Raw genomic sequence first — 25,358 nt, forward strand, 5'->3', positions numbered from 1 at the left:
AAAAATTAGAAAAAAAATGGACTTTAAAGTCCATTTTTTTAATTTTCTATCCAATTTGTTTTTTCTATAATCTCTGCGATTAATTCATGCCCCATTTTCGGGTGAATAGTCTCTTCGTGAGCTATTGTAACAATTGACATAGCCATAGCAAACTTAACTGTATCTTTTATAGATAAGTCATTCATGTACCCAAATCCTAATCCAGCAACGAAAGAATCTCCTGCTCCAGTTACATTTTTAACTGTAACATCAGTAGCTTTTAAAGTTCCACTTTCTGTTCCATTTGTATAATAGATTCCATCTGCATCTAAACTAATAAATACATTTTTAATTCCTAGAGAAAGGAAGTATTTTCCAACCTTCTCTAAATCTTCTCTAGTATTTATTTTTATTCCTGATAAAACCTCTGCTTCAACTCTATTAGGTTTTATAGTATGGAAATATTTAATTAGATGTTTTACTTTCTCAGCTTTTGTAGAAGAGATAGGATCTAGAATGAAATTAGTTTTTCCATTGAATTTAGTTAAAAGATATTCTAAGTTGCTAGGATCATCCGCATCTAAGAATGTGAAAGCAGCATTTTCAATCATAGGTCCCTTAGAATCTATGAAGTCTGTTGTCATAGCACTAATACTATCTAAATCAGCAACAGCTGAAACCATTTCTCCAGTTTGATCTAGTATCGCCATATATGTAGGTGTACTTTTTCCCTCTAAAATTAGAGAATTAGTCATATCATATCCAATTTTTAAAGAGTGTGTTAACATAGAACGACCAATCTCATCGTCTCCTACAATTGATATAAATTTAGTTTTAATTCCAACTCTGGCCATATTCTCAGCTATATTTCTAGAAACTCCTCCAAAAGATATTTTTATCTTTCCTGGAATAGAATCACAGGCTTTGTATGATGAGTTGCAAAAACCAAACATATCAACAACAGAAGCTCCAAAAACTAGTATATATTTTTGTCCGCTTAGACAATCTTGCATTACAAATTCCTCCTAAATATAAAAAAAATAAATAAATATATTTTAACAGATTTTTTACAAAAGTCAAAGATTAAAATTATAGAATTAAACTTATGTTTATTTATTTCTTTTTTTAGAGATTAATGCTATAATAAACAATTGAAGAATATATGTGATTAAAGGAGAATATGTGAGTAATTTTAATGAATTAAAAGTTAATAAAAATATAGTTGATCTTTTAGCTAAAAAAGGTATAAAAGAACCAACAGAGATTCAAATAGAGGCTATTCCAGTAATTTTAAATGATAAAGATGTAATAGGGCAAGCTTCAACAGGAAGTGGAAAGACATTTGCCTTTGGAATTCCATTAATACAAAAGTTAAATAAATCTGGAAAAGAACCAGGAGCATTAATAGTAGTTCCTACAAGAGAGTTAGCTATTCAAATTGCTGATGAGTTAGAAAAAATAAATTTTGAAAATAAGAAAATACTTCTTACTTATGGAGGGAGAGAGATTGCAGGACAAATTGAAAATCTGAATGCAGGAGTTGATATCGTTATAGGTACACCTGGAAGATTAGTAGATTTGATAGAAAGAAAGGCAATAAATCTTTCTAAGATAAAAACTCTTATTTTAGATGAAGTAGATCAAATGCTACTTATGGGATTCAGAAATGAAATTGATAAAATTATAGAAGTTTGTAATAGAAAAAGACAAACTTTATGTTTCTCAGCAACAATTGATTCAACAGTTAAGAAAATGGCGTACAGAATAACAAAAGAGCCGGTAAATATAGTTATAGAAAGCAAAGAAAATAAATTAGCAAATATAAATCAACATCTAATTAAAACAAGTGATAGAAGAAAGTTAGATACTCTTTGCTCTCTTCTTAATGAAACAAATCCATTTATGGGAATTATTTTCTGTAGAACAAAAGTTAGAGTGGATAGTTTAGAAGAGGAACTTTCGGCAAGAGGATACTCTTGTCAGAAGCTTCATAGTGATATTCCACAAGCTAAAAGAGAAAAAATAATGAAAGCCTTTAAAGATGTAGAGTTTCAATTTTTAGTAGCTACTGATGTTGCCGCTAGAGGTGTCGATATAACAGGTGTAACTCATATCTTTAATTATGATATAACAGAGGACGTAGAGAGCTACATCCATAGAATTGGTAGAACAGGAAGAGCCGGAGAGAAAGGGGACTCATATCTTTTTGTAACTGATAGAAATACAGAGATGTTAGTTGATATTCAAAAGCATATGGGAATAGCTATTCCAGAAAAAGAGATTGAATATGTTACAGGGGTCATGTCAACACTAGAACTTCCTAAAAAGAAATACAATAAGAAAATAAACGCAAGAACAAAAAATATAGAAGAGCAAAAAAAGCGTTATAGAAGATAAAAACGAAACTAAAAAAAGGGGTTGTGTGTTTAAATGGAAAGAATACAAAAGCAGATGGAATTTTTATTTGAAATTGACAAAATAAAGGATGTTTTCAGACAATCTTTAGTTGTTGAAGGAAAAAGAGAGGAAAACGATGCAGAGCACAGCTGGCATATGGCCCTAGTAGCATTAACTATAAAAGAGTATTTTATAGAAGAGGTAGATTTAGAGAAATCATTAAAAATGATACTTATACATGACTTAGTTGAAATTTACGCAGGAGATACTCCCGCTTTTGGTGCTCAAAGAGCAGATAAGAGAGAAGAGGAACTGAAAGCCGCTGTAAAAATTTTCTCTCTCCTACCAGAAGATCAAAAAGAGTATTTCTTAAATTTATGGATAGAATTTGAAGATTGTGAGAGCAATGAAGCTAAATTTGCAAATGTGTGTGATAGATATCAAGGGTTTATGCAAAATTTAACTTCAGATGGTCATACTTGGAAAAAATTTAATGCTCCGTTAGAGATGGTTTTAAAAAGAGCTGAAGTTATAAAAATATATACTCCAGAACTGTATGAAAAATATATGTTACCTCAACTTTTATCATATAAGGAGAGAGGAATAATCAAATAAAATTTTTTTAAAAAGGTTATCTTTAATTGATTTTTATCTACCTTTATGGTATTATTTAGTAGAAAAAAGCAAAAAAACTAAAAAAATCACTATAAACTATTGACATTTAAGGGTTTAGTGAGTATAATCGGTTTAAAGATACCATAAATCAAGGGTTTTCAAGTTTTTGGTTTCTTGTATACTATATTTTATAATAGTTCAAGGAGGGTAACAATGACTAAAAAAGAGTTTATCGAATTATTTGCAAAAACAGGTGAATACACTAAAAAAGATGCAGAGAAAGCAGTTAAGTTATTTTTAGATTTAGTTGAACAAAAGCTAGTTGAAGGTGAACCAGTATCATTTATCGGATGGGGAAAATTTGAAGTAGTTACTAGAGCAGCCAGACACGTAAGAAACCCACAAACAGGTAAGAAAATGAAATTAAAAGAGAAAAAAGTTGTTAAATTTAGAGTTGGTAAAACTTTAGAGGAAAAAATAGGATAATTATGGAATGCTTCGAATACAATTCTTTTGGAGAATAACATTCGAAGCTTTTTTATTGAAAAAGAGGTGTAAAGTGAAAGTTGTTATAAACAATATTAATGTTTCTATTGAGAGAGATCAAAACCTTGAACTGAAAAAAGAGATCATCAAAAGAGGTATTAAAGCAGAAAATATAGAGAGAATAGAATACTCAAAGAGATCAATAGATAGTAGGAAAAAAACGGATATAAAATTTGTTTACAATATAGAGGTAACACTAAAAAGTGATGTAGATGTAGCTACTTTAACAAATGTTAATCTAGCTAAAGAGATTTTAGAAGATGTTTTAACTGCAAAGTCAGGAATAGAAAGAGTTGCTGTTATTGGAGCAGGACCAGCTGGTCTATTTGCAGCTTTAAGACTATGTGAACTTGGAATTAAACCGATTATATATGAACGTGGAGAAAAAGTTGATGATAGAGATAAGACTATCGATGAATTTGTAAAGTTCAGTATGCTAAATCCAAACTCGAATATACAATTTGGAGAGGGAGGAGCCGGAACTTACTCGGATGGAAAGCTAAACACTAGAGTTAAAAGTGGATACATGAATAAAGTTTTCTTAGAGTTAGTAGAGAATGGAGCTCAAGAACAAATTCTTTGGGATTATAAACCACATGTAGGAACAGATATTTTAAAAGTAGTAGTAAAAAATCTGAGAGAGAAAATTATAAAAATGGGTGGAGAGTTTCACTTCAGTACTCTAATAAAAGATATTATTATTTTAGATGGAGTAGTAAAAGGATTAAAACTTCAAAACTTAAAGTCTTCAATTGTAACTGAAGAGATTGAACTGTTTGATCATATTGTTTTAGGAATTGGACACTCTTCAAGAGATACATATAGAATGTTACATTCTAAAGGTGTATTTATGGAAAATAAACCATTTGCTATAGGGGCTAGAATTGAACATCCAAGAGTTGATATAGATGCTATGCAATATGGGAAGATGGCATCTCATCCAAACTTAGAAGCCGCAACGTATAGCTTAACTTATAACAATAGAGAAGAGGAGAGAGGAGTATTCTCATTCTGTATGTGTCCAGGTGGAGTGATAGTTAATGCTGCATCGCAAGAGGGTGGAAGTTTAGTAAATGGAATGAGTTACTCTACAAGAGATGGCAGATTCTCTAATTCGGCTTTAGTTGTAGGAGTAAAAGCAAACGAATTCGGAGATGAGCTATTCTCAGGAATGGAATATCAAGATAAATTAGAAAAAGCAACATACGACGAGGTTGGAAACTATGGAGCTCTTTATCAAAATACATTGGATTTCTTAAAAGGAAAGAAAACAAATAGAAAAATAGAATCGAGTTATGAGATGGAACTTAAGAGTTACGATTTGAATAACCTATTCCCTAAAGTTATAGCTGATAATATGAAAATGGCTATGGGATATTGGGAAAAAACTCAAAGAAACTTTATAAGTGAGCATGCAAACTTAATTGGTCCAGAAACAAGAACTTCTGCACCAGTAAAAATAACTAGAAATGAACTTGGAGAATCAATCAATACAAAAGGACTTTATCCAATAGGAGAGGGAGCTGGGTATGCAGGTGGAATAATCAGTGCCGCCATTGATGGGTTTAAGATTATAGATTTAGCATTTGCAACAAAAGAATAATTAGAGTAGTTAAAGAATAGGAGAGAAATAATGAGAATTTCAAAAAAAGATGCGTTAGAATGGTTTAGCCATTTATCATCTCTTTCAGGAGATAAAACAGAGGTATATAAAAGATTTAATCCGATTATAGAGTCAACTATGAGACAGATTGAGTTAGCAGTAAATAAAAAACATGCTGATATGAAATCTGAAATTGGAGATTTAAAAGATTTAAAAGGAAGAACATTCTTTGTAGGAGATCAGCAAAAGTTTCCAAAAGGTTGTGTTTCTTGCTTATTTGGTGACGGTCTAGGTGGAATAAGAAAAACTCATGAATGTAATTTACTTTGTAAGTTTTGTTACTACCATGATAATATCGATAATCAAGAGCCTATCCCTGATGGAATGTGGGAAATTGGAGAAACTCTTTACTATGAAGAGGATATAGACCTATTATTATCAATACAGAAAAAACCAAGTGGAATTGCATATGTTTATTTAGAACCATTCTTAGAAATTGAAAAATACTATGGAATTATTAAAAAACTTAGTGATGCTGGAGTATATCAACATATGTATACAAACGGATCTCTTTGCACAAGAGAAAACCTACAAAAATTAGGAGAAGCTGGATTAAATGAGTTAAGATTTAATTTAGGTGCTGTTAAGTGTAGTGACAAAGTTATTGAAAACATGGCTATTGCAAAAGAATATATTCCAATGGTAGGAATAGAAACTCCAATGACTCCAGAGTTTTATAGTGAGTTTCTAAAGAAAAAAGAAGCTATTTTAAATACAGGTATAGATTTTATAAATTGTGCTGAACTTCATTTTGGAGAGGACAATATAAATAACTATGTTGGAGAGAGAATGTATATGGCTAGAAGAGGATATATATCTCCACTTTGGTCTAGAGAGATTACATTTAAATTGATGAAAGCGGCTGTTGAAGAAAACTGGCCAGTTGTTGTTCACGATTGTTCAAATCATACAAAATACTCTAGAGAGTTAAATAAAAATTCAAAACAAGGGCAACCTTTTGGTGCTACTACTTATATGAGTGAGTTTGATAGATTCTTACCTCACTTATTCTTAGCAACGTTAGAGGATGAAGATTTCAAATTCTTAAATGAAGATGAGTTACCTGAAAATTTAAAATTAGAAAACTGCATTGATGAAATAGATTTTCTTCTAATTGAAGAGGAAGATGAAATGTATGACGGTTTCTTTGACGAAGAAGATGAAGAGGACGAAGAGTAAAAAAATTAAAAAATGAAGAGGTCTAATATGATCTCTTCATTTTATTTTTATTTAAATATATTTTATTATGCTAACTCCATACCTTTTTTTACTTTTAATATTGCTTCTTCATCTACAAAAATACTAGCTAAAGCAAATCCAAATTCAAGAGATTTTCCAGCTCCTGGAGATGTGATTAAATTTCTGTCAATAATAGCATCCCCCTCCATATAATTAGAACTGTTCATATCATCTTTTACAGAAGTGTGACAAGTGAATTTATAATCTCCAACTAAGTCGTTTATACCTAAAATTGTAGGTCCTCCACATATAGCACCTACGTATCTATTATCATTTAAATATTCTTTTACAATTTCAACAACTTTTTCATCTGTTCTAAGATTAACAAATCCAGGGAATCCACCAGGAATAACAACCATAACTCCCTCTCCTGAATTTATATTTTCAATATTAGTATCAGCTAAAACTTTAACTTTTTGAGCTGATTCAACTTCTAAAGAGTTTTCTAAAGTAGATACAGTTACAACATTTAATCCAGCTCTTCTTAAAATGTCTATTGGTGCCATCGCTTCAATAAGTTCAAATCCATTAGCTAACATAACAAAAATTTTTTTATTCATAAAACACCTCCGAAAAATATTTAATTTAATTATAACAGAAACCTTAAAAAAACACTAGATTATATGATATAATCAATATATAAATGAAAAAAGGAATGATTATATGAAAACAAACTATGAATTAGAGATGCAAAAAGAACTTGATAAGATTGGTATTAATAGTGGGAAAAAATTATTGATACATTCTTGTTGTGCACCGTGTAGCTGTGCAATACTTGAGTATTTAAAAACATATGTAGATATTGATATATATTTTTATAATCCTAATATTACTGAAAAAGAGGAATATATAACAAGATTAGAAGAGCAATATACTTTTAATGATGTTATGGAATTTGGAATGACTATTATAGAAGGAGAGTATAGTCCTGGAAAAGATTTTATAGAAAAAATAAAAGGCTTTGAAAAAGAAAAGGAGGGAGGTGCTAGATGCCATAAGTGCTATAGATTAAGAATGGAAGCTACAGCTAAAAAAGCAAAAGAGCTGGGATACGAATATTTTACAACTGTATTAAGTATCAGTCCTATGAAAAATTCTCAATGGATCAATGAGATAGGGATTGAACTTGAAAAAGAGTATGGTGTTAAATTTTTAAAAGGCGATTTTAAGAAAAAAAGTAGATACTTAAGAAGTGTTACACTTTCTAAAGAACACGAACTATATAGACAAGATTATTGTGGATGTATCTATTCTAAATTGGAAAGAATTGAAAAAGAGAGAGAAAAGGAAAAGATAGATGGTTAAGTATAATAATAGAAGGTTCTATTCACTCAATGATTATTTCAAAGAAACATTCAAAGAGAAAATTTTTAAAGTTTCTTTAGACGGTGGATTCACTTGTCCTAATAGAGATGGTAAAGTTGCTTATGGAGGATGTGTATTTTGTAGTGATGCTGGAAGTGGTGATTTTGCAGGAAGTAGAAAAAAAACTATAACAGAGCAAATAGATGAACAATTAGAATTTCTTCAAGATAAAATAAAGGATAAGAAAGTAATTGCTTATTTTCAAAATTTTACAAATACATATGGTGATGTAAAACATTTAAGAGAGATGTACTATGAGGCATTGAACCATCCTAAAGTTTTAGGATTAGCTATAGGAACTAGACCTGATTGTATTGATGATGATATTTTACAACTTTTAGATGAAATTAATCAAAAATATTTCTTTTGGTTAGAATTAGGATTACAAACTGTGGATGATAAAGTAGCTAAACTTATAAATAGAGGTTATGATTTACCTGTTTATTTAGATACCGCAAAAAGATTAAAAGAAAAAAACATAAAGTTTGTAACACATATGATTATTGGTCTACCTAACGAGGAGAGAGAGAATATTCTAAAAACTGCCAAGTGTATTGTTGATTCTGGTGCTTGGGGAATAAAGATTCATTCTCTTCATATTATAAAAGGAACAAGATTAGAAAAGCTTTATAATGAGATTAAATTTAAAGTTTTTTCTTTGGAAGAGTATGTAGAGATGGTTGTAACAATTTTAGAATCACTTCCAGAAAATATGGTTGTACATAGAATAACTGGCGATGGAAAAAAGGAAGAGGTTATAGAACCTCAGTGGAGCTTAAATAAACGTAAAGTTTTAAATGAAATAGAAAAAGAACTTAAAAAAAGAGAAAATATAAAAATGGAGGATGAATAATGGGTGGTACACTTATAAAATTAAAAGAGTTTCAAGAAAGTTTTACAAAAAATGAGAAAAGAATATCAAATTTTTTATTAGAAAATACAGATGCAATAAAAGTTTTGAATACTTATGATTTAGCAATAAAATGTGATGTAAGTCAGGCTTCAGTTGTTAGATTTGCTAAGAAACTAGGATTTAAAGGATTTCCTGAATTTAAAATAGCTTTAGCTGGTGATTTAGCTATGAGAAACAACGAAAAAGAGATAAATATAATTTATGATGAAATTCAGTTTGAAGACAACACAGAGGTCCTAGCTAAGAAAGTAGTTTATGAAAATATTAAAAGTGTTGAAGATACATATAAAATTTTGAATTTTGAAGAGATTGAAAAGGCTGCTGAAGCTATTGAGAAAGCTAATAGAATATTTATTCTAGGAGCTGGATTCTCAGGAATTATTGCGAGAGATTTCCAATACAAGCTTTGGGAGTTAGGAAAAAATGTTATATTTGAAACTGATCAACATATTCAACTGACAAATGCATCAACAGCAGGAGAGGGAGATGTTGTATTTGTTATATCATATAGTGGGCAAACATTAGATATTTATCAAAGTATTTTAGAATTCAAAGATAGAGGAGTTAAGGTAATCACATTAACTAAATTTGCTACAAATCCAATAAAAGATATCGGAGACATTTCTCTTAGTACAATTGTAGAAAAAAGTAACTTAAGATCTACTTCACTTTCTTCTAGAATGGCTCAACTTACTGTTATTGATATTCTTTATATAAAATTGATTCAAATGGATAGAGATACAGCAAATAGGTTAATTGGTGATGCTGTTGAGAGTGTAAAAAAATTCAAAATGTAAATATAATTCATTAAAATGAAACTCTAAAGAAAAAAAGTTTCGAAAAAGATTGACTTTTAAGAAAATAAATGGTAACTTTATTATAGAATATATAATTAAATCAAGGGAGTGATTTTAATGAGAGTAATTATAACAGAAAAAAATATTGGGGATTGGGCAGCTGTATATGTTGCAAAAAAAATATTAGCTGCAAAGCCAACAGCTGAAAAACCATTCGTATTAGGATTACCTACTGGAGGAACACCTCTAGAAATGTATAGAAGATTAATTCAATTCTGTAAGGATGGAATAATATCTTTTGAAAACATTATTACATTTAATATGGATGAGTATGTTGGATTATCTCCAGCTAATGATCAAAGTTACCATTACTATATGTATGAGAATTTCTTTAAACATATAGATATAAAACAAGAAAATATAAATATACTTAATGGTTTAGCAACTGATTACAAACAAGAGTGTGAAGATTATGAAGCAAAAATAAAATCAGTTGGAGGAATCGATTTATTCTTAGGAGGAATCGGACCTGATGGACATATTGCTTTCAATGAGCCTGGATCATCTTTAAGCTCAAGAACTAGAGATAAAGAGTTAACTATGGATACGATTATAGCTAACGCTAGATTCTTTGGAGGAGATGTAGATAGAGTACCAAAACTTTCATTGACAGTAGGAGTTGGAACAATTCTTGATGCAAAAGAAGTTTTAATAATGGTAAATGGACATGGAAAAGCAAGAGCTTTACATCATGCAGTTGAACAAGGTGTAAATCATATGTGGACTATTAGTGCTCTTCAGTTACATCCAAAAGGAATTATTGTTTCTGACGAAGCTGCTTGTACAGAGTTAAAAGTTGGAACTTATAGATACTTTAAAGATATTGAAAAAGCTAACTTAGATACAGATTTATTAATTGAAGAATTATATAAAAGCTGTGGAAAGTAAGGAGATGGATTGTTAATGAAAGCTATAATAAATGGAGAGTTATTTATAGGAAATAAATTCTATACTGGAAAAGCTTTAGTTCTTGATGGAGAGAGAATAGTAGATATACTGTCTGAAGATGAATTGAAAACTGTGTATGGAGAAATAGAAGTTATTGATGCAGAAAAAGGATATGTAACTCCTGGATTTATAGATTTACAGCTTAATGGTTGTGGAGGAGTTCTTTTCAACGATGATATAAGTTTAAAAACTTTAGAAATTATGCATAAAACAAATTTAAGATACGGATGTACGTCATTTACTCCAACGTTAATTACAACTGGAGATGAAAATATAGAAAAAGCTTTAGAATTAGTTCAAAGTATTGAGAATAAAGGTAAGTATGGAATTTTAGGGTTACATATAGAAGGACCTTATATCTCTAAAGATAAAAAAGGGATTCATAATCCTAAATTTATAAGAAAAGCTGATGAAGCTATGATAGATAAAATTGTTGCTGCTGGAAAAGAAAATGTAAAAATAATTACATTAGCACCAGAAAATACAGAAAAAGGAATCATTTCGAAACTTAATTTAGCAGGTATTCATGTAGCAGTTGGGCATTCTAACGCTACTTATGAAGAAGTGAAAGAAAAAGAAGGTTTCGGAATAACACTTGCAACTCACTTATATAATGCTATGACTTCTTTTAATCATAGAGAGCCTGGAGTTGTAGGAGCTATATTTGATAGTGATATAAAAGCAGGAGTTATTGCTGATGGTTTCCATTGTCATTATTCAGCTATAAAATCAGCTATAAAAATTATGGGTGAAAGATTGTTCTTAGTTACTGATGCTGCTGCACCAGTAGGAACAGATATGGAATATTTCTACTTCGAAGGAAATAAGGTTTACTATAAAGATGGTAAATGTTTTGGAGAGGATGGAACTTTAGGTGGCTCAGCTTTAACTATGGATGCTGGAGTTAGAAATCTAGTTAAATTCTGTGACATAACTTTAGAAGAGGCTATAAGAATGGCAACTCTTTATCCAGCTAAAGCAATTAATATAGATAATGAATATGGAAAAATATCACCTGGATATTTTGCAGATATCGTAATTTTAGATAAACATTTAAAATTGAAAAAAGTTATAGCAAAAGGTGAACTAGTATAGTTTTATAAGGAGTAGAGTGTTCTACTCCTTTTTTTATATAAATTATAAAAAAGAAAAAATAATTTTTTTCCGAATAAAAAGTTACAGATAAAGTTCTATAGAGGAGGAAAAAATATGAAAAACAAATGGATTTTAAAAGGTATTGTTTTAGGTTCAGTTTTTTTTATATCTTTATTTTTGATTAAACCAATTGGAATTTCAACCCAGTTTAGTGTTTTATCTGGAATGATGCAAACATCTTTTCAAGAAGATATAGTTTTCAGAGCTGGAAAAGATTTTTATAGTACTGTGGAGTATTATAATCAAGACGGTATAGCCAAAAGTATTGCTGTTCCATATAATTTTGGTTTAATTTTTGCTTTGGGTATATTTTTAGGAGGTATGCTCGGGAAGATATTTTTTAGAAAAAATAAAGATTTTATAGAGTTGACTAATCTTTTAGAAAAAGATGATATCTCAAGAATTAAGCTTTTTATAGGTGGAGTTTTATTGCTTTTTGGAGCAAGAATGGCAGGTGGATGTACAAGTGGGCATATGATGAGTGGAGTTATGCAACTTGCAATAAGTAGTATAATTTTCACTGTTATTCTTTTTCCGGTGGCTATATTAATTGCCAAAAAGGTAGGTGAGTAAAAATGAAACATTTGATTTTAGGAAACGTACCTTTTTTAGGTTTAATTCTTGGAATTCTATTTGGACTAGGACTTTATTATGCTGGAGCTACAAATAGAGTTGTAATTAGAAATATGCTTAACTTAAAAGATTTAACACTTATGAAAATTATTATATTTGCTATCGGTTGGGGTATGAGTTTAACATATTTAGGAGTGGCTTTTGATTTTATAGACTTAGGTCATTTTAGTATAAAAACTATGAACTTAGGTGTAATTTTGGGTAGTTTTATTTTAGCTTTCGGTTTTGGACTGATAGGACTTTGCCCAGGAACAGCTATAGCCAGTTTTGGAGCTGGATATTTAAAAAGTATTTATGTTATTCTTGGTGGTTTAGTCGGTGCATTTTTATTTACATCATTGTATCCCGTATTTAAAAGTATCGGACTTTTTGAAAATGTTCTTGGTGGCAAAACAACCTTGATATTTTTAAGTGATAATTATAATTTTATATTTCATTCAACTCCTTGGGTGGGAGTTATCATTGGAATAGTCTTGATGTTTATTTCTTTAATGATTCCACATTCGATTAAAAATTAAAAAATATAATAGAGTTATAAGAAAAAGAGATAAGATTAAAATCTTATCTCTTTTTTATTATTTTAGGAAGTATGTTTATTAATTCTGTTGGAGTTACAGAATGATAAGAGTTTGAAAAAAAATCTCCAGCTGAACCATGGAAAAATGTAGATAAAAGTACAGCATCCAAAGAAGAGTATTTTTGACTAATAAAACTTCCAATCATTCCACTTAAAATATCTCCCATACCTCCGTTAGCCATAACACTATTTCCAGTTGTATTTATAAAAAATTTATCTCCTTCTACTATCAGAGTTCTATGATCTTTTAAAATCAAAATGCAATTGTAATTTTTACTGAACTCTTTCCCGATTTCTATTCGATTAGATTTTATATACTCTATATCCAAATCTGTCATCCTAGAAAATTCTCCGTAATGAGGAGTCAAAATTGTTGGGTGATGTCTGGTTTTCAAAATATTCAAATTATTATTTTTACACAAAATAGAAATTCCATCTGCATCTATAATTATAGGTTTTTTATAATTTACTAATAGAGCTTTTAAGAGTTGTTCATTTTTATCATTTATACCAAATCCACATCCAAAAACAATGCTTGAATATTTATCTAAAATTTCTAAAATATTAATCTCATCTAAATCTATTAACATAACCTCATTTAATTTTACCGAGAAAATATCAAAAGTTTCTTTATAGCTTCCTAAAGTTGTAAGACCCGAACCAGATTTTACAGCTCCCATACTAGAAAAAAATCCAGATCCAACCATCCCTTTGCTTCCACACAAAATTAAAGTATGACCAAAATCTCCTTTATACTCATCACCTTTCCGAGGAGTAAATATATTGTTTATTAAATCAGAATCAATAAAATGCATAAAACCTCCTAAAATTATTTCTAATAATTTTTATTCATGATTTATAAAAAGAAAACTACATATAATGTTAATTATATGTAGTTTTATAGCGAAAATAACGATTATTTTCATTAAAATTATTTATATAAATATGTAATTATTAATTTTTAAGGATTTTAGATATCATCATCCATACTTTGCACAGGTATTTTATCAAGCACCCTTTTTTCGATAAGTGATTTTGCATTTATATAAACCTCTGTAACTTTTGTATCAGAATGCCCTAAAAAATCTCTTATCTCTATAAGATCTGCTCCATTTAATGAAAGTTCTGTTGCAATTGCATGACGAATGTTATGAGGACTGATATCTTTATTGATAACAGTTCCCATTTCTTGAATAACATTATACAACCCTCTATAAGAAAGAGGTTTATTTTTTTCGAAAGAGCTATAAAAAAGATACTGTTCTTCTAAACTCTCCTCATCTACTCCATAAACATTAGTCAAATAATTTTTGTAGTCATCTATCTTTTTTATCAAAAAATTGTGTAGTGGTTTATACTGTTCTCTTCCACTTTTTGTTTTTTCTAATTTAACAAAATACTCACCATTTCTTTTTAAGATATGTTTGAATTGTAAAGAGAGTAACTCTTGACTTCTCATTCCTGTATAGAAAAGTGTATGTAAAATCAATGTGTTTCTATACTCCTTTTCTCCATTAATTTTATAATTTTTTAAAATCTCTTTAATATCATCAAATGAAACTTTTAATATGTTATCTAAATTTCGACTTGTTTTAAATAGACCAATATACTTAAATGGATTTTCATATCCATTTTTTTCTAACTCTCTATAAAGAGACTTTAAAGATGAGATAACTTTATTTACAGATGTTTTCTTCATATCTCTTTCATTTATAAGATGAGACAGATAATCTTCAATATCACCTTTTTCAATTCCTGTCATAAGCTCAATTATCTCATCACCTTCTATTGGTGAGTCACCATCATATACATATGTCAAAAAGTCCTTTAAATAAAAAAAGTAATCCTTCATTGTTTTAGGAGATTTATAGATTTCAAATATACTTTTCTTTTCCTCTTTTGGTTTTCTTTTTCTACGTTGGGTACTTATTTCATGTTTTTCTTTAATTATTATCTCGTTCATTATCCCCTCCTAAAAAGGCCTATCATTTTTTTTATGGAAAATTATATTATATCATCTCTTTCGATCTCTCTAACCTCACATGGAACCATATCATCAAGAGTTAATTTCCCAAAAGTTTCTCTTTTAAGATATAGCACTTCATTTCCAACTGCTTTTAACATTTTTTTCACCTGATGGAATTTTCCCTCTTTTATGTTAAGAAGAATCTCTTTAGAGTGAACTACTTCAACTTTTGCAGGTTGAGTTGTATATCCACCGATATCAACTCCTGTTTCTAGTTGAGAAATCTCTCCCTCTCCAATATCATCTCTTAAAACTACACGGTATATTTTATCTACATGCTTTTTAGGAGATGTTACTTCATGAGCCAATTTTCCATCATTAGTAAACATTAGCAATCCCTCTGTATCTTTGTCTAATCTACCTACAGGGAATAGATCTTTTTTATTTACCCAATCAGGTAGTAAATCCATAACAGTTTTTTCTTTTTTATCCTCTGTTGCAGTAATATAACCATCTATTTTATAAAGTTTATAGTATCTGAACTCTTTATATATAACTCTTCTTCCGTTATATTCAACAACACTATTTTTTTCATCTACACTTTTGTTATTATCTTTACATATAGCACCATCTATTGTTATTAAAGCAGAAGATATCATTTTTTTTACTTCACTTCTACTTCCTATTCCACATTCAACTAAAAATTTATCTAATCTCAATTTTGTTCCTCCTGATATTGTTATATTATAATTATAATTCTTAAAAAATATAAAATCAAGTTTTAAATATTTTAAATATTTTTAATGTGTATAAAATTATAAGGTTGTGTTTTAATAAAGCTTTTAAAATACAAATTACAAAACTATAGAAATAATTATTTTTTCGATTTTTTTATTTGTTCACTAATAAGAAATGTGCTATAATAGCTTTGTAAATACAATATTTTATCAAAGGAGATACTGACATGGTAGATTTTAAAAAAATAGATATTTTAATGGAGCATATAGAAAACGGAACTATTCCAGAAAATAAAACATTTAATGAGTTCGCACTAGAGTTTTATCTAGAAACAAGAACATTAACTCTTTCAAAATATTTAAGACTTAAAGATAGAACTTCAAAAATGCCTAAAATTATGAATACTAAAAAAGCTGGTGAAATTATTTTTGAAACTGAAAAAAATGATGAGGTAAGATCTTTTCTTTCTAGAAAAGGGTTTAAGCAGTTACCTGAATTAAATTATACTGCTGTTATGCTACTTAGAAAAGTAGATCTTTTGACTAACTGGCAAAAAATTGTATTTTTCTTTGAAGGTGGAAGAACTATACAAGAGATAAATAGTTCTCTAAAGAAGGAACTTTTACCTATGGAAATAGAAAAACTTGAAAAGTTTATAAAGGATGAATTACGTTTAAATGATCAGGAGTTAAACTGGCTTTTAGGTAAAATTGAAAAAATTGAAAAAGATAAAGCTTTAGCTAAAGCAGTAAAAAAACTGACAAGATAAAATTTATAAAGCCACACTATTAAAACTAATTCTTTAGTAATAGTGCGGCTTTTTATTTAGACATTATATTAATCTATTAAACTTCTAAGTAACTCAATCTCTTTTTTCCAAATAGTTTCATCTATAGTTTCCATAACGATAGGTATATTTCTAAATCTATCATCATTCATGAATCTTTTGAAAAAATTCATACCTATTGTTCCCTCTCCTATACTATGATGTCTATCTTTTTTACTTCCAACTCCAAACATAGAATCATTAAGATGAACTCCTTTTAAATACTTAAACCCTACTATATTTTCAAAAGCTTCCATTGTAGAGTCATACTCTTCATCTGTTGAAAGAGGATAACCTGCAGCTATTGTATGGCAAGTATCTAAACAAACAGCTATTCTGCTCTTATCTTCTATTAAAGATATTATATCTCTTAAGTGTTCAAATTTATATCCCATATTAGAACCTTGTCCAGCTGTATTTTCTAACACTACTATTACGTTAGGAACAACTTTATGTGCTTTGTTTATAGATTCTGCTATCAGCTTTATACATTCATCTTCACTTACCTCTTTCAGATGACTCCCTGGATGAGTATTTAAATATATCAATCCCAATTGATTAACTCTTTGCATCTCATCTATAAAAGCATTCAATGATTTCTCTCTTTTTTCAGGATCTGGACTACCTAGGTTTATCAGATAACCATCATGTGGAAGAATCTGTTCTGGTAAAAACTTATGTCTTCTCATAGCATCTCTAAAAGCTAAAATTTCATCCTCTGTATATTGTTTTGCATCCCATCTTCTTTGATTTTTCACAAACATACCAAATCCATTCGCATCTATATCCATAGCATTTTTAAATGCATTAACTACTCCACCTTGTATAGAAACATGTGCACCCAAGTATGTATTTTTAATTTTTTCCTCTCTAGTCATAACTACACCTCTATATTTATATCTTTTTACATATAGTATAACACAAAGTATACTTTTTGAATAGAGTTTGAATATTGAATAAAACTATTGAAATACTCTCTATAACATTATAAAATAAAGTATCAAGGTTTTTAGGAGGAAAGATGATTAAAGTACTTTCATGTTCAAAAGAGAAAGATAACTGGTTAATAGAGGTTGAAACTCATGATCTATACATAGATGGAAAAGGTGGGCAAATAGGTGATCAAGGTTTTATAGGTGATACTAAGATTATAACTGTTCTTGATGATAAAAAAATTATAGTTGAAGGAGAGTTAGCAGCAGGAGAGTATACATATAGTGTAGATAAAAATAGAGTTTTTGATATTGGAGTTCAACATACAGCTCAACATCTTTTTTCTGCAGTTGCTTATAACGATTACTCTTTAAATACTGTTGGATTTAGAATGACTGAAACTTATACAACCGTAGATTTAGATTCAAAAGATTTAGATGAAAACTTCGTAGATGAATTAGAGAAAAAAATTAATGACTACATAGGAGAGGGGAAAAGTATTCTAGAGAAAGTTGTAACCAGAGATGAGGCCAATGAGATAGATACATTCAGAAAGAAAATTAGTGAGAAAGTTATAGGTGACGTTAGAATCATATCTATTGATGGATTAGATACAAGTGCTTGTGCTGGATATCATGTAAAAAACATATCTGAAATAAGAATATTTAAAATAATCAATTTTGAAAAAATAAAAGGTAATTATACTAGATTTTATTTCTTGGCTGGAGAGAGAGCTATAAATGATTTTGTTTTCAAAAATAAGGTAATAAAAGAGTTAAATAAAGTTTTTAGTTGTAGAGATAACGAGATTCTTTCTATGATTGATAAATTCAATTCTGAAAGAAAAGAAAATGAAAGCAAGATAAGAGATTTAAGTGCCAAGTATTGCGAACTTTTAGCTCCTTCTATCATAAATGAAAGTATTGAAAAGAATGAAACGAAATATATTGTATATAAAGATGATAAACATATAATTGAAAATTTGAACAAAATAATACCTGATAAATATGTTTTTATTGGACTTTGGGAAAATGGTGGAGTTATTTCAAGTAAATCTATTGACTGTGGAGAATTATTAAAGAAGTTTTCTAAAAACATAAATAACATTAAAGGTGGAGGAAAAAACGAAAGAGCTAACTTTAAAGGTGAGGTTTCTGTGGAAGAGATTACAAATATATTGTAAATAATTGGAATATCTGTTATAATGGAAATTAGGTATTTATTAGTAACAATGGAGGAAATATGTCAAATAAAATAAATTTACTGAATTTAAATGAACAAGAGCTTACAGATTTTATCGTTTCTTTAGGAATGAAGAAATTCTATGGAAAACAAATCTTCACATGGTTAAATCAAAAAATTGTAAGAGATATCAACGATATGACAAACATATCATTAAAGGATAGAGAGCTTTTAATAGAAAAAGCTTATATTCCATTTTTAAACTTATTAAAGCATCAAGTATCTAAAATAGATAAAACAGAGAAATTCCTATTCAAATTAGAAGATGGAAATACAATAGAGAGTGTTATCTTAAGACACAAGGACAGAACAACTCTTTGCATCTCATCTCAAGTTGGATGTGCTGTTAAGTGTGGATTCTGTGCTACTGGATTAGGTGGATTCACTAGAAATTTAGATGTACATGAAATTGTAAACCAATTCTATACAATTGAAAGAAGATTATTAAAGCAAGGACTTCAAATAAACAACATTGTATTTATGGGAATGGGAGAACCTATGCTTAATATCGATAACGTTATAAAAGCTATAGATATTCTTTCAAGTGAGAAAGGAGTTAATGTTTCTAAGAGAAGAATTACTATATCAACTTCTGGAATCATTCCTGGAATTGAAAAGTTATTAGAAGAGAGAATCCCAGTTGAATTAGCTATCTCTTTACATAGTGCAATTGATGAAAAAAGAAGTGAGTTAATGCCTATCAATACTAGATATCCATTAGCTGATTTATTCCCAGTATTACAAGAGTATCAAAGACAAACAAAAAGAAGAATTACATTCGAATACATTTTAATAAATGATTTCAACGTATCTGAAAACGATTTAGCTTATTTAGCTGATTTTGTTCATAACTTTGATCACATATTAAACTTAATACCTTGTAATCCTGTTGAAGGAAAAGATTACCAAAGACCTTCTCAAAAGAAGATTGACAAAATACTTAACTATTTAAAAGATTTCAGAAAAGTAAACGCTACTATCAGAGGAGAAAAAGGAACTGATATTGACGGTGCTTGTGGACAATTAAGACAAAAGAACTCAAAGTAATTAAAATAATTGAAAATGGAGATATTTTATGAAATGGAAAATTCTTAAATATGTTGCCATCTTTATTATATCTTTAGGGATTGTTGGAGGGATTGGGGCAGGTCTTTTAGTTAATAAATACTATAAAGAACTGCCAAATATTTCAGAGTTAGTTGAAAATTATAGTCCTCCTATTCCTACTACTATTTATGATAGAAATGGACAAATAATTGATGTTATTTCAAAAGAAACAAGAGAACCTGTGGATATTGAAAAAATTCCACAAAATCTTCAAAAAGCATTTATTGCCATAGAGGACAGACAATTTTTAACTCATTACGGAATTGATCCATTTAGAATTTTAGGGTCTGCAATAGTTAACTTGAAATCAGGTAGAGCTGCTCAGGGTGGAAGTACTATAACTCAACAGTTAGCTAGAAATGCATTTTTATCTCATGAAAAAAAATTCTCTAGAAAAATAAAAGAAATTATAATAACATTTGAAATTGAAAGAAAATACACTAAAGATGAGATAATGGAAAAATATTTAAATGAAATATATTTTGGTGCTGGAGCATATGGTGTTAAAATAGCAGCTCATAATTTTTTCAGAAAAGATATTAAGGATATCAATTTAGCAGAGTCTGCTCTTTTAGCAGGAATACCTAATAGACCTAATATGTATAATCCAAGAACTAACTTGGAAAGATCTTTAAGTAGACAAAAACTGATATTGAGACAAATGTTAAAGTTTAATCTTATAACAGAAGATGAGTTTAATTCTGCTATGAATTATAAATTTGTAAATGAATCAAAAGCTTCTTCAAACGATTATAAAGATAAAAATACTACAATAATATATGATGTTGTAGATAAAAAAATTGAGTTTAATGCTCCTGACTTTACAGATTTAGTTCAAAAGTTTTTATTTGAAAATTTTGAAGAAAAACAAATCTATAATGACGGATTACTTGTTGAAACAACTTTAGATCTAAATATTCAGAAAGTAGCAAAGAATACTTTTGAAAACTTCCCACGTTTAAAAAATGATAAAAAACTTCAAGGAGCGATGGTAACAATCGACGCTAAGAACGGAGAGGTTATAAGTATCATTGGTGGAAAAGGATTCAAAACTGGAAACTTCAATAGAGCAGTTCAAGCTAAGCGTCAAGTTGGTTCCTCTTTCAAACCATTTATTTACTATACTGCTTTAGAAAAAGGGTATGAAGAAAATTTAGTTGTGGAAGATTCGAGAATTGTTTATGGTACTTGGGCTCCAAGAAACTTTGGAGAGAGATATTATAACGGTATGACTTTAATGCAAGGTTTTGATAGGTCTCAAAATATTGTTTCTATAAAACTTTTAAATAAGGTTGGAATTCCAGCTCTTATGGATACAATGAAAAAAATCGATGCTGGATTTGTTGTTCCTAACAATTTAACTGCTGCTTTAGGTACTACAGAGGGAACTCCATTACAAGTAGCACAATCATACGCTGTTTTTGCAAATGGTGGTTACTCTATAAAACCATTCTTCGTTTCTAAAGTAGTTGATAAGTTTGGAAATACACTATACGAAGCAAAGCCTGAGATAGAGCAAAAATTTGATAGTGCAGATATTGCTCTTATGACTAATATGATGAAGAATTCTGTTAAGCAGGGTACGAGTAAAGGTGCTCAAGTTAGAATAAATAATGTTCCGATTGAGCAAGGTGGAAAAACAGGTACAACAAACAATTCAAGAACTGTTTGGTATTCTGGAATGACACCTGATTATGTCACTACAATATATGTTGGATATGATAATAATGATCCTTTAGTTAAAGCTACAGGAGGGGGAGTCGCAGCACCTATCTGGAAAAACTTCTATACAGAGATTATAGAGAAGGGTTACTATACTCCAACTACGTTTAGTTTCTTAGATAACCATGTTAAAAATGGAAATCTTACATACCAAGAGTTAGACCCGATATCAGGGTTATTAAATGGATCAGCTTCAGATAAAACTTTCCTTTTAAGAAGAGGAAGAATAGCTGTAGAGAAAGATAATAAATATTCAAATGGTATAGCAGGACTTTTAGGTTATTATGTTCCTACTCAAACAACAACTTCTAAAACAGAAGCAATGTCTTCTGAAGAAGTGACAGGTCCAGCACCTCAACAACCTGTTGCTCCACAATCACAACAGCAACAGATACAACAAAGACCTCCTCAACAAAAACCAAAAGAGGAGAAAAAAGGATTCTTCCAAAGATTATTTAATTTCTAAAACAGATATCTTTAAAAAAGAATATAAAAAATCCTAGCTTATCTTAAATAAACTAGGATTTTTTTAATTAGATATATCTTATAAGAATAACTCTCTAAGTTTTTGAGCAACTCCGTTCTCAGAGTTTGTTTTAATAACTTCATTATCAGGAAGAAGCGCTTTTAATCTAGGACTTCCGTTCCCCATAATAAATCCTCTTCCAACAGAAGACAACATTTCAAGGTCATTTAATCCATCTCCAAAAGCGATTGTATCTTTAATATCGATACCCTCTCTTTTTAAAACTTCCTCAATTGCACTTGCCTTTGAAACACCCTCTTTCATAATCTCTAAACAAGATCCTAAAGAAAGAGTTATATTAAATCCTTCTGTAAATTGTTTTCTAAGGTTTTTTTCTAAGTGAGAAATATGCTCTTCATTTTCACTTATAAAGAAAAACTTAGTTATATCTCTACCAACTAAATTCTCAAAAGAAGTTACAATGTGATGGAATCCAGATTCTTTATGGAATAATAATGCTTCCTCTAATGGAGATTCTACAAACCACTCTTCATCTAAGTATATATTTTTGTGTAATTCATCACTGTAATTATAATTTAATAAATCTTTTGCTAATTCTGCAGGTATATTGTGAGATATAATCTCATTATTTTCATAATCATGTACCTTAGCACCATTTGAAGTGATTAAAAAACTATCTAATCCAAGCATATCTTTAAATGTCATTGCATCGTTATGATGTCTCCCAGTAGCTATAATAAATTTAACTCCTGAGTCTACAACTTTTTTAATAGTCTTTTGTGTTTCTTCAGAAATAGTGTGATGCTCATTTAAAAGTGTACCGTCTAAGTCACATATAATTGCTTTGTATTTCATTATTTTTTGTTCTCCTCAATTTTTCTAGAAGTAGTACTTTGCTCCTACTCCAACTAAATATAAAACTCCATCTTCAACTATAGGTGAATCAGAAACCTCACTAGAGAATCTCTCTACACCTAAAAAGGCCATAAGTGCTACGTTATCAGTTAATCTATAATCTGCAGTAATATTTAATCCGATAGAGTAAGCAGCATTTGCTTTATAAGAACCTTTTATTTTAGAGTTTCTAGCAGCTTCTTCAGATGTTACACCGAAGTAATAATCTGTATATTCTCCATTATATCCTTTAACATGAACAGATGGAACAACTGTAAGTCTTTCATCTACCTTATAAGCTTTGAAAGCACTTATTTTTCCCTCTCCTCCATGTTCACCAACTTGTGCTGTAAGTCCTGTTCTTATTCCATAGAATCCAGTATCAGCATCTAATCTTAGTCCAAACATTGCTTGGAATTTTCTATCGTCTATATTGTTATAACCTGTTTTTAAATCCTCACCATCAACTGCAAATCCAGCTAAAGGATCTAAGAATAATGATGCCGCAAAAGCATCATCTTGATAAAACTGATATCCTACAGTAACACCTTTAACATAAAAGTCACCATAATTGATATCTAATAGTGGCATTGGATAAGCTTTATCTTCTGCACCTTTATACATACTATCAGATAATCCAATTCCAGCTCCAATTCCAAATTTATTTTCAGCAAATAGAGTTGCTGACATTGTTAATGCTAATAACCCCAATAATATTTTCTTCATATTAATCCTCCCTAAGTTACTTTTTAGCGTAACTTTTTTCCTCTCTTTTAACTTTTATAAAGTTGTATTTACCAGATACTTTTCTTTTAAAGTTGAAAAGGTTATTCGTTGGGAATATTCCTATTCTTCTAATTTCAAAAAGATCATCTGAGAAAGTAATGCTTCCTGAATCTGTTGCTACAGCAAATTCATATCCAGATTCTTGAGATATTTTCTTTACATCCTCATTTAAACTTCCATACGGATATGCAAATGATAATAATCTCTTTCCTATCATATTCTCTATATTGTTTTTAGATAGAATAATCTCTTTTTTAACCTCTTGGAGTGTTAGCTCTGCAAGTTTAGGATGAGTTGATGTATGACCTCCAAACTCTATACCATATTTTTGCATCTCTAATAACTCTTCGATACTCATAAGTGGAAATTCTTTTTCAGGATTGTTTTTATCATCTACATCCCACTTATTATATTTAAGTCCATCCAATATATATATAATACCTTTAAATTGATATTTTTTCAAGATAGGAAAAGCATTTTCATAGTTATCTTTATATCCGTCATCGAATGTTAACATAATCCACTTTTTATCTTTATCAAATCTTTGTTTATACTTATTGTTTAATAAATCTTCAAAAGTTATTGTTTCATACCCTTTACTTTTTAAATATTTCATCTGCTCGTCAAACTGTTTTACAGTTACATAAGTCCCATGAACACCCTTTTCACTTTCATCTTTTATAACTCTGTGATACATAATAACAGGCATCTCATATTTGCTTTTTTTTACTATTTGTTGTTGATAAATTTTTTCTATTTTATGAACAATATTTTCAATAGAAAACTCTGATATAACTTTTTCTCTTAAAGTTGATAACTCTTCCTTACTTATATTAAAACCTTTATCTATTTCAGGAATTACATCCGTCCATCTAAATAGTGGTGTATGATTTAAAGAGATATCACCAAAATTGGATTTTAAAGCTGTATTTAATCTATCGTTAGTTACTATTCCAACAGATTCAGCTTCTCCAATTGCTAAAACTGGAACTTCACAAAGAATAGCTTCAACAGCAACTCTTCCAGCACCTATAACAATTGATGATTCTCTTATTCTGTCAGATACATTATTTACATATCCTAAAAAATCTACATTTCCTGTAAACTTCTTAAATCTCTGAGGAATATCTTTTCCACCGATAACTTGGATTTTAAAATCCTTTCTTCTGTGTAAAATATCTAGAAGATTGTATGTTACATCCCCCTTTGGACCTGATAATCTTCCAATAATAGATATAATCTTTTCATTCTTTGTAGATTGAATCAAAGATTGCTTTTGATACTCTTTTGTATTAATCATATTTCTTAAAACAGTTATATTTTCAGGTTTTACTTTTAAGTCGTTAACAACATGATCTCTTATGTTTTCACAAACACTTAAAGAGTAATCTCCAAATGCCTTAACTATTTTTCTGCTAAGATGTACTGGTTGTCTTCCATGAATAGTTGTTACTAATGGAATTTTAGCGATTCTACAAGCTATTGCACAGCTCCAAGATGAAGCTCTTGAGTGTGCATGAACAACTTGAATATCATTTTCTTTTATAATTCTTAATAGTCTTCTAACTTGACTAACTCTGTGTATAAGTTTTCTTTTATTAAATTCTATTTTTTCATATTGTGCATTTGTTGGTTTTGTTAAAGTATCTGAAACTATATATACTTTATTCCCTCTCCTAATAAGCTCATCACTTAAAACCGTTCCGTACACCTCAGCACCAGTTACTTCTAACTGAGATAGTGCCATAAGTATATTCATTATTAAATCCT

General features: G+C 29.4%; 25 protein-coding genes. 16 read left to right on the forward strand and 9 right to left on the reverse strand.

The window, feature by feature from the left end; all coding sequences use genetic code 11:
* Window positions 1–38: 38 nt before the first annotated feature.
* Complete coding sequence (locus L988_RS08555) at window positions 39–992, reverse strand: carbohydrate kinase family protein (protein ID WP_047383424.1); 954 nt, start codon at window positions 990–992, stop codon at window positions 39–41.
* Between the two features lie 169 nt (window positions 993–1,161).
* Here L988_RS08555 and L988_RS08560 point away from each other — a divergent pair, with 169 nt between their 5' ends.
* From L988_RS08560 to L988_RS08580, 5 genes are all read left to right on the forward strand, one after another.
* Entirely contained in the window at window positions 1,162–2,376 is a 1,215-nt protein-coding gene (locus L988_RS08560; protein ID WP_081982712.1) for a DEAD/DEAH box helicase, read from the forward strand.
* 33 nt (window positions 2,377–2,409) lie between these two features.
* Window positions 2,410–2,991: an HD family hydrolase gene (locus tag L988_RS08565; protein WP_047383426.1), complete on the forward strand. Its 582-nt coding sequence runs from the start codon at window positions 2,410–2,412 to the stop codon at window positions 2,989–2,991.
* Window positions 2,992–3,204: 213 nt separating this feature from the next.
* Window positions 3,205–3,477: an HU family DNA-binding protein gene (locus tag L988_RS08570; protein ID WP_047383428.1), complete on the forward strand. Its 273-nt coding sequence runs from the start codon at window positions 3,205–3,207 to the stop codon at window positions 3,475–3,477.
* Window positions 3,478–3,550: 73 nt separating this feature from the next.
* The gene (locus L988_RS08575) at window positions 3,551–5,140 is read left to right on the forward strand and encodes an NAD(P)/FAD-dependent oxidoreductase (protein ID WP_047383430.1); all 1,590 of its coding nucleotides are present in this window, start codon (window positions 3,551–3,553) and stop codon (window positions 5,138–5,140) included.
* Window positions 5,141–5,170: 30 nt separating this feature from the next.
* Window positions 5,171–6,379, forward strand: coding sequence for a radical SAM protein (locus tag L988_RS08580; RefSeq protein WP_047383432.1), 1,209 nt, complete (start codon window positions 5,171–5,173; stop codon window positions 6,377–6,379).
* A 65-nt stretch (window positions 6,380–6,444) separates the two neighbouring features.
* Here L988_RS08580 and L988_RS08585 read toward each other — a convergent pair whose 3' ends face one another.
* Window positions 6,445–6,999, reverse strand: a complete 555-nt coding sequence (locus L988_RS08585) for a DJ-1 family glyoxalase III (protein WP_047383434.1) — start codon at window positions 6,997–6,999, stop codon at window positions 6,445–6,447.
* Between the two features lie 103 nt (window positions 7,000–7,102).
* On the opposite strand from L988_RS08585, the gene L988_RS08590 reads away from it, so the two are divergent.
* The 7 genes from L988_RS08590 to L988_RS08620 all read left to right on the forward strand — a co-directional run bounded on the left by L988_RS08590 (window position 7,103) and on the right by L988_RS08620 (window position 12,828).
* Complete coding sequence (locus L988_RS08590) at window positions 7,103–7,744, forward strand: epoxyqueuosine reductase QueH (protein ID WP_047383435.1); 642 nt, start codon at window positions 7,103–7,105, stop codon at window positions 7,742–7,744.
* Complete coding sequence (locus L988_RS08595) at window positions 7,737–8,657, forward strand: TIGR01212 family radical SAM protein (RefSeq protein ID WP_047383436.1); 921 nt, start codon at window positions 7,737–7,739, stop codon at window positions 8,655–8,657. Before L988_RS08590 ends, L988_RS08595 begins: the two co-directional genes overlap by 8 nt.
* Window positions 8,657–9,514: a MurR/RpiR family transcriptional regulator gene (locus L988_RS08600; protein ID WP_047383438.1), complete on the forward strand. Its 858-nt coding sequence runs from the start codon at window positions 8,657–8,659 to the stop codon at window positions 9,512–9,514. The genes L988_RS08595 and L988_RS08600 overlap by 1 nt, the downstream gene beginning before the upstream one ends.
* Before the next feature lie 117 nt (window positions 9,515–9,631).
* Window positions 9,632–10,462 carry a glucosamine-6-phosphate deaminase gene (nagB, locus tag L988_RS08605; protein ID WP_047383440.1) on the forward strand — a complete coding sequence of 277 codons (831 nt, stop codon included), beginning with the start codon at window positions 9,632–9,634 and terminating at the stop codon, window positions 10,460–10,462.
* 15 nt (window positions 10,463–10,477) lie between these two features.
* On the forward strand, window positions 10,478–11,617 hold the full coding sequence (gene nagA / locus L988_RS08610) for an N-acetylglucosamine-6-phosphate deacetylase (protein WP_047383441.1): 1,140 nt from the start codon (window positions 10,478–10,480) through the stop codon (window positions 11,615–11,617).
* A gap of 87 nt (window positions 11,618–11,704) precedes the next feature.
* Complete coding sequence (locus tag L988_RS08615) at window positions 11,705–12,250, forward strand: YeeE/YedE thiosulfate transporter family protein (protein ID WP_255359933.1); 546 nt, start codon at window positions 11,705–11,707, stop codon at window positions 12,248–12,250.
* Window positions 12,251–12,252: 2 nt separating this feature from the next.
* Entirely contained in the window at window positions 12,253–12,828 is a 576-nt protein-coding gene (locus L988_RS08620; protein WP_047383443.1) for a YeeE/YedE thiosulfate transporter family protein, read from the forward strand.
* A 43-nt stretch (window positions 12,829–12,871) separates the two neighbouring features.
* Here L988_RS08620 and L988_RS08625 read toward each other — a convergent pair whose 3' ends face one another.
* From L988_RS08625 to L988_RS08635, 3 genes are all read right to left on the reverse strand, one after another.
* Complete coding sequence (locus tag L988_RS08625; protein WP_052191773.1) at window positions 12,872–13,702, reverse strand: NAD(P)H-hydrate dehydratase; 831 nt, start codon at window positions 13,700–13,702, stop codon at window positions 12,872–12,874.
* Between the two features lie 155 nt (window positions 13,703–13,857).
* Window positions 13,858–14,850: a tyrosine-type recombinase/integrase gene (locus tag L988_RS08630; protein ID WP_047383445.1), complete on the reverse strand. Its 993-nt coding sequence runs from the start codon at window positions 14,848–14,850 to the stop codon at window positions 13,858–13,860.
* Window positions 14,851–14,891: 41 nt separating this feature from the next.
* Window positions 14,892–15,572: a pseudouridine synthase gene (locus L988_RS08635; RefSeq protein ID WP_047383447.1), complete on the reverse strand. Its 681-nt coding sequence runs from the start codon at window positions 15,570–15,572 to the stop codon at window positions 14,892–14,894.
* 245 nt (window positions 15,573–15,817) lie between these two features.
* On the opposite strand from L988_RS08635, the gene L988_RS08640 reads away from it, so the two are divergent.
* Complete coding sequence (locus L988_RS08640) at window positions 15,818–16,360, forward strand: hypothetical protein (RefSeq protein WP_047383450.1); 543 nt, start codon at window positions 15,818–15,820, stop codon at window positions 16,358–16,360.
* A gap of 68 nt (window positions 16,361–16,428) precedes the next feature.
* Here the strand turns inward: L988_RS08640 and nfo are convergent, their stop codons facing one another.
* Window positions 16,429–17,295, reverse strand: coding sequence for a deoxyribonuclease IV (nfo, locus tag L988_RS08645; RefSeq protein ID WP_047383452.1), 867 nt, complete (start codon window positions 17,293–17,295; stop codon window positions 16,429–16,431).
* A 143-nt stretch (window positions 17,296–17,438) separates the two neighbouring features.
* Here nfo and L988_RS08650 point away from each other — a divergent pair, with 143 nt between their 5' ends.
* From L988_RS08650 to L988_RS08660, 3 genes are read left to right on the forward strand one after another with little or no spacing between them, the layout of a single operon-like run.
* Window positions 17,439–18,533 carry an alanyl-tRNA editing protein gene (locus L988_RS08650; RefSeq protein ID WP_047383454.1) on the forward strand — a complete coding sequence of 365 codons (1,095 nt, stop codon included), beginning with the start codon at window positions 17,439–17,441 and terminating at the stop codon, window positions 18,531–18,533.
* 59 nt (window positions 18,534–18,592) lie between these two features.
* Window positions 18,593–19,639, forward strand: a complete 1,047-nt coding sequence (gene rlmN, locus L988_RS08655) for a 23S rRNA (adenine(2503)-C(2))-methyltransferase RlmN (RefSeq protein ID WP_047383456.1) — start codon at window positions 18,593–18,595, stop codon at window positions 19,637–19,639.
* Between the two features lie 28 nt (window positions 19,640–19,667).
* Window positions 19,668–21,887 carry a transglycosylase domain-containing protein gene (locus L988_RS08660; protein WP_052191774.1) on the forward strand — a complete coding sequence of 740 codons (2,220 nt, stop codon included), beginning with the start codon at window positions 19,668–19,670 and terminating at the stop codon, window positions 21,885–21,887.
* Between the two features lie 78 nt (window positions 21,888–21,965).
* On the opposite strand, the gene L988_RS08665 is transcribed toward L988_RS08660, so the two are convergent.
* From L988_RS08665 to L988_RS08675, 3 genes are read right to left on the reverse strand one after another with little or no spacing between them, the layout of a single operon-like run.
* Entirely contained in the window at window positions 21,966–22,763 is a 798-nt protein-coding gene (locus L988_RS08665; RefSeq protein ID WP_047383458.1) for a Cof-type HAD-IIB family hydrolase, read from the reverse strand.
* Window positions 22,764–22,787: 24 nt separating this feature from the next.
* A complete protein-coding gene (locus L988_RS08670; RefSeq protein ID WP_047383460.1) occupies window positions 22,788–23,528 on the reverse strand; it encodes a MipA/OmpV family protein in 741 nt (246 codons plus the stop codon).
* 16 nt (window positions 23,529–23,544) lie between these two features.
* Entirely contained in the window at window positions 23,545–25,347 is a 1,803-nt protein-coding gene (locus L988_RS08675) for a polysaccharide deacetylase family protein (RefSeq protein ID WP_047383462.1), read from the reverse strand.
* Between the last annotated feature and the right edge of the window lie 11 nt (window positions 25,348–25,358).

The sequence above is a fragment of the Cetobacterium sp. ZWU0022 genome (assembly GCF_000800875.1).
GTDB lineage: Bacteria > Fusobacteriota > Fusobacteriia > Fusobacteriales > Fusobacteriaceae > Cetobacterium_A.

Bases quoted from the DNA above. Each gene is read 5' to 3' on its own strand.
- L988_RS08665 (WP_047383458.1), bottom strand. From the start codon at position 22,763: ATGAAATACAAAGCAATTATATGTGACTTAGACGGTACACTTTTAAAT.
- nagA (WP_047383441.1), top strand. From the start codon at position 10,478: ATGAAAGCTATAATAAATGGAGAGTTATTTATAGGAAATAAATTCTAT.
- L988_RS08660 (WP_052191774.1), top strand. From the start codon at position 19,668: ATGAAATGGAAAATTCTTAAATATGTTGCCATCTTTATTATATCTTTA.
- L988_RS08625 (WP_052191773.1), bottom strand. From the start codon at position 13,702: ATGCATTTTATTGATTCTGATTTAATAAACAATATATTTACTCCTCGG.
- L988_RS08675 (WP_047383462.1), bottom strand. From the start codon at position 25,347: ATGAATATACTTATGGCACTATCTCAGTTAGAAGTAACTGGTGCTGAG.
- L988_RS08585 (WP_047383434.1), bottom strand. From the start codon at position 6,999: ATGAATAAAAAAATTTTTGTTATGTTAGCTAATGGATTTGAACTTATT.
- L988_RS08620 (WP_047383443.1), top strand. From the start codon at position 12,253: ATGAAACATTTGATTTTAGGAAACGTACCTTTTTTAGGTTTAATTCTT.
- L988_RS08630 (WP_047383445.1), bottom strand. From the start codon at position 14,850: ATGAACGAGATAATAATTAAAGAAAAACATGAAATAAGTACCCAACGT.
- nagB (WP_047383440.1), top strand. From the start codon at position 9,632: ATGAGAGTAATTATAACAGAAAAAAATATTGGGGATTGGGCAGCTGTA.
- L988_RS08570 (WP_047383428.1), top strand. From the start codon at position 3,205: ATGACTAAAAAAGAGTTTATCGAATTATTTGCAAAAACAGGTGAATAC.
- L988_RS08600 (WP_047383438.1), top strand. From the start codon at position 8,657: ATGGGTGGTACACTTATAAAATTAAAAGAGTTTCAAGAAAGTTTTACA.
- L988_RS08650 (WP_047383454.1), top strand. From the start codon at position 17,439: ATGATTAAAGTACTTTCATGTTCAAAAGAGAAAGATAACTGGTTAATA.
- L988_RS08565 (WP_047383426.1), top strand. From the start codon at position 2,410: ATGGAAAGAATACAAAAGCAGATGGAATTTTTATTTGAAATTGACAAA.
- nfo (WP_047383452.1), bottom strand. From the start codon at position 17,295: ATGACTAGAGAGGAAAAAATTAAAAATACATACTTGGGTGCACATGTT.
- L988_RS08595 (WP_047383436.1), top strand. From the start codon at position 7,737: ATGGTTAAGTATAATAATAGAAGGTTCTATTCACTCAATGATTATTTC.
- L988_RS08670 (WP_047383460.1), bottom strand. From the start codon at position 23,528: ATGAAGAAAATATTATTGGGGTTATTAGCATTAACAATGTCAGCAACT.
- L988_RS08640 (WP_047383450.1), top strand. From the start codon at position 15,818: ATGGTAGATTTTAAAAAAATAGATATTTTAATGGAGCATATAGAAAAC.
- L988_RS08555 (WP_047383424.1), bottom strand. From the start codon at position 992: ATGCAAGATTGTCTAAGCGGACAAAAATATATACTAGTTTTTGGAGCT.
- L988_RS08580 (WP_047383432.1), top strand. From the start codon at position 5,171: ATGAGAATTTCAAAAAAAGATGCGTTAGAATGGTTTAGCCATTTATCA.
- rlmN (WP_047383456.1), top strand. From the start codon at position 18,593: ATGTCAAATAAAATAAATTTACTGAATTTAAATGAACAAGAGCTTACA.
- L988_RS08590 (WP_047383435.1), top strand. From the start codon at position 7,103: ATGAAAACAAACTATGAATTAGAGATGCAAAAAGAACTTGATAAGATT.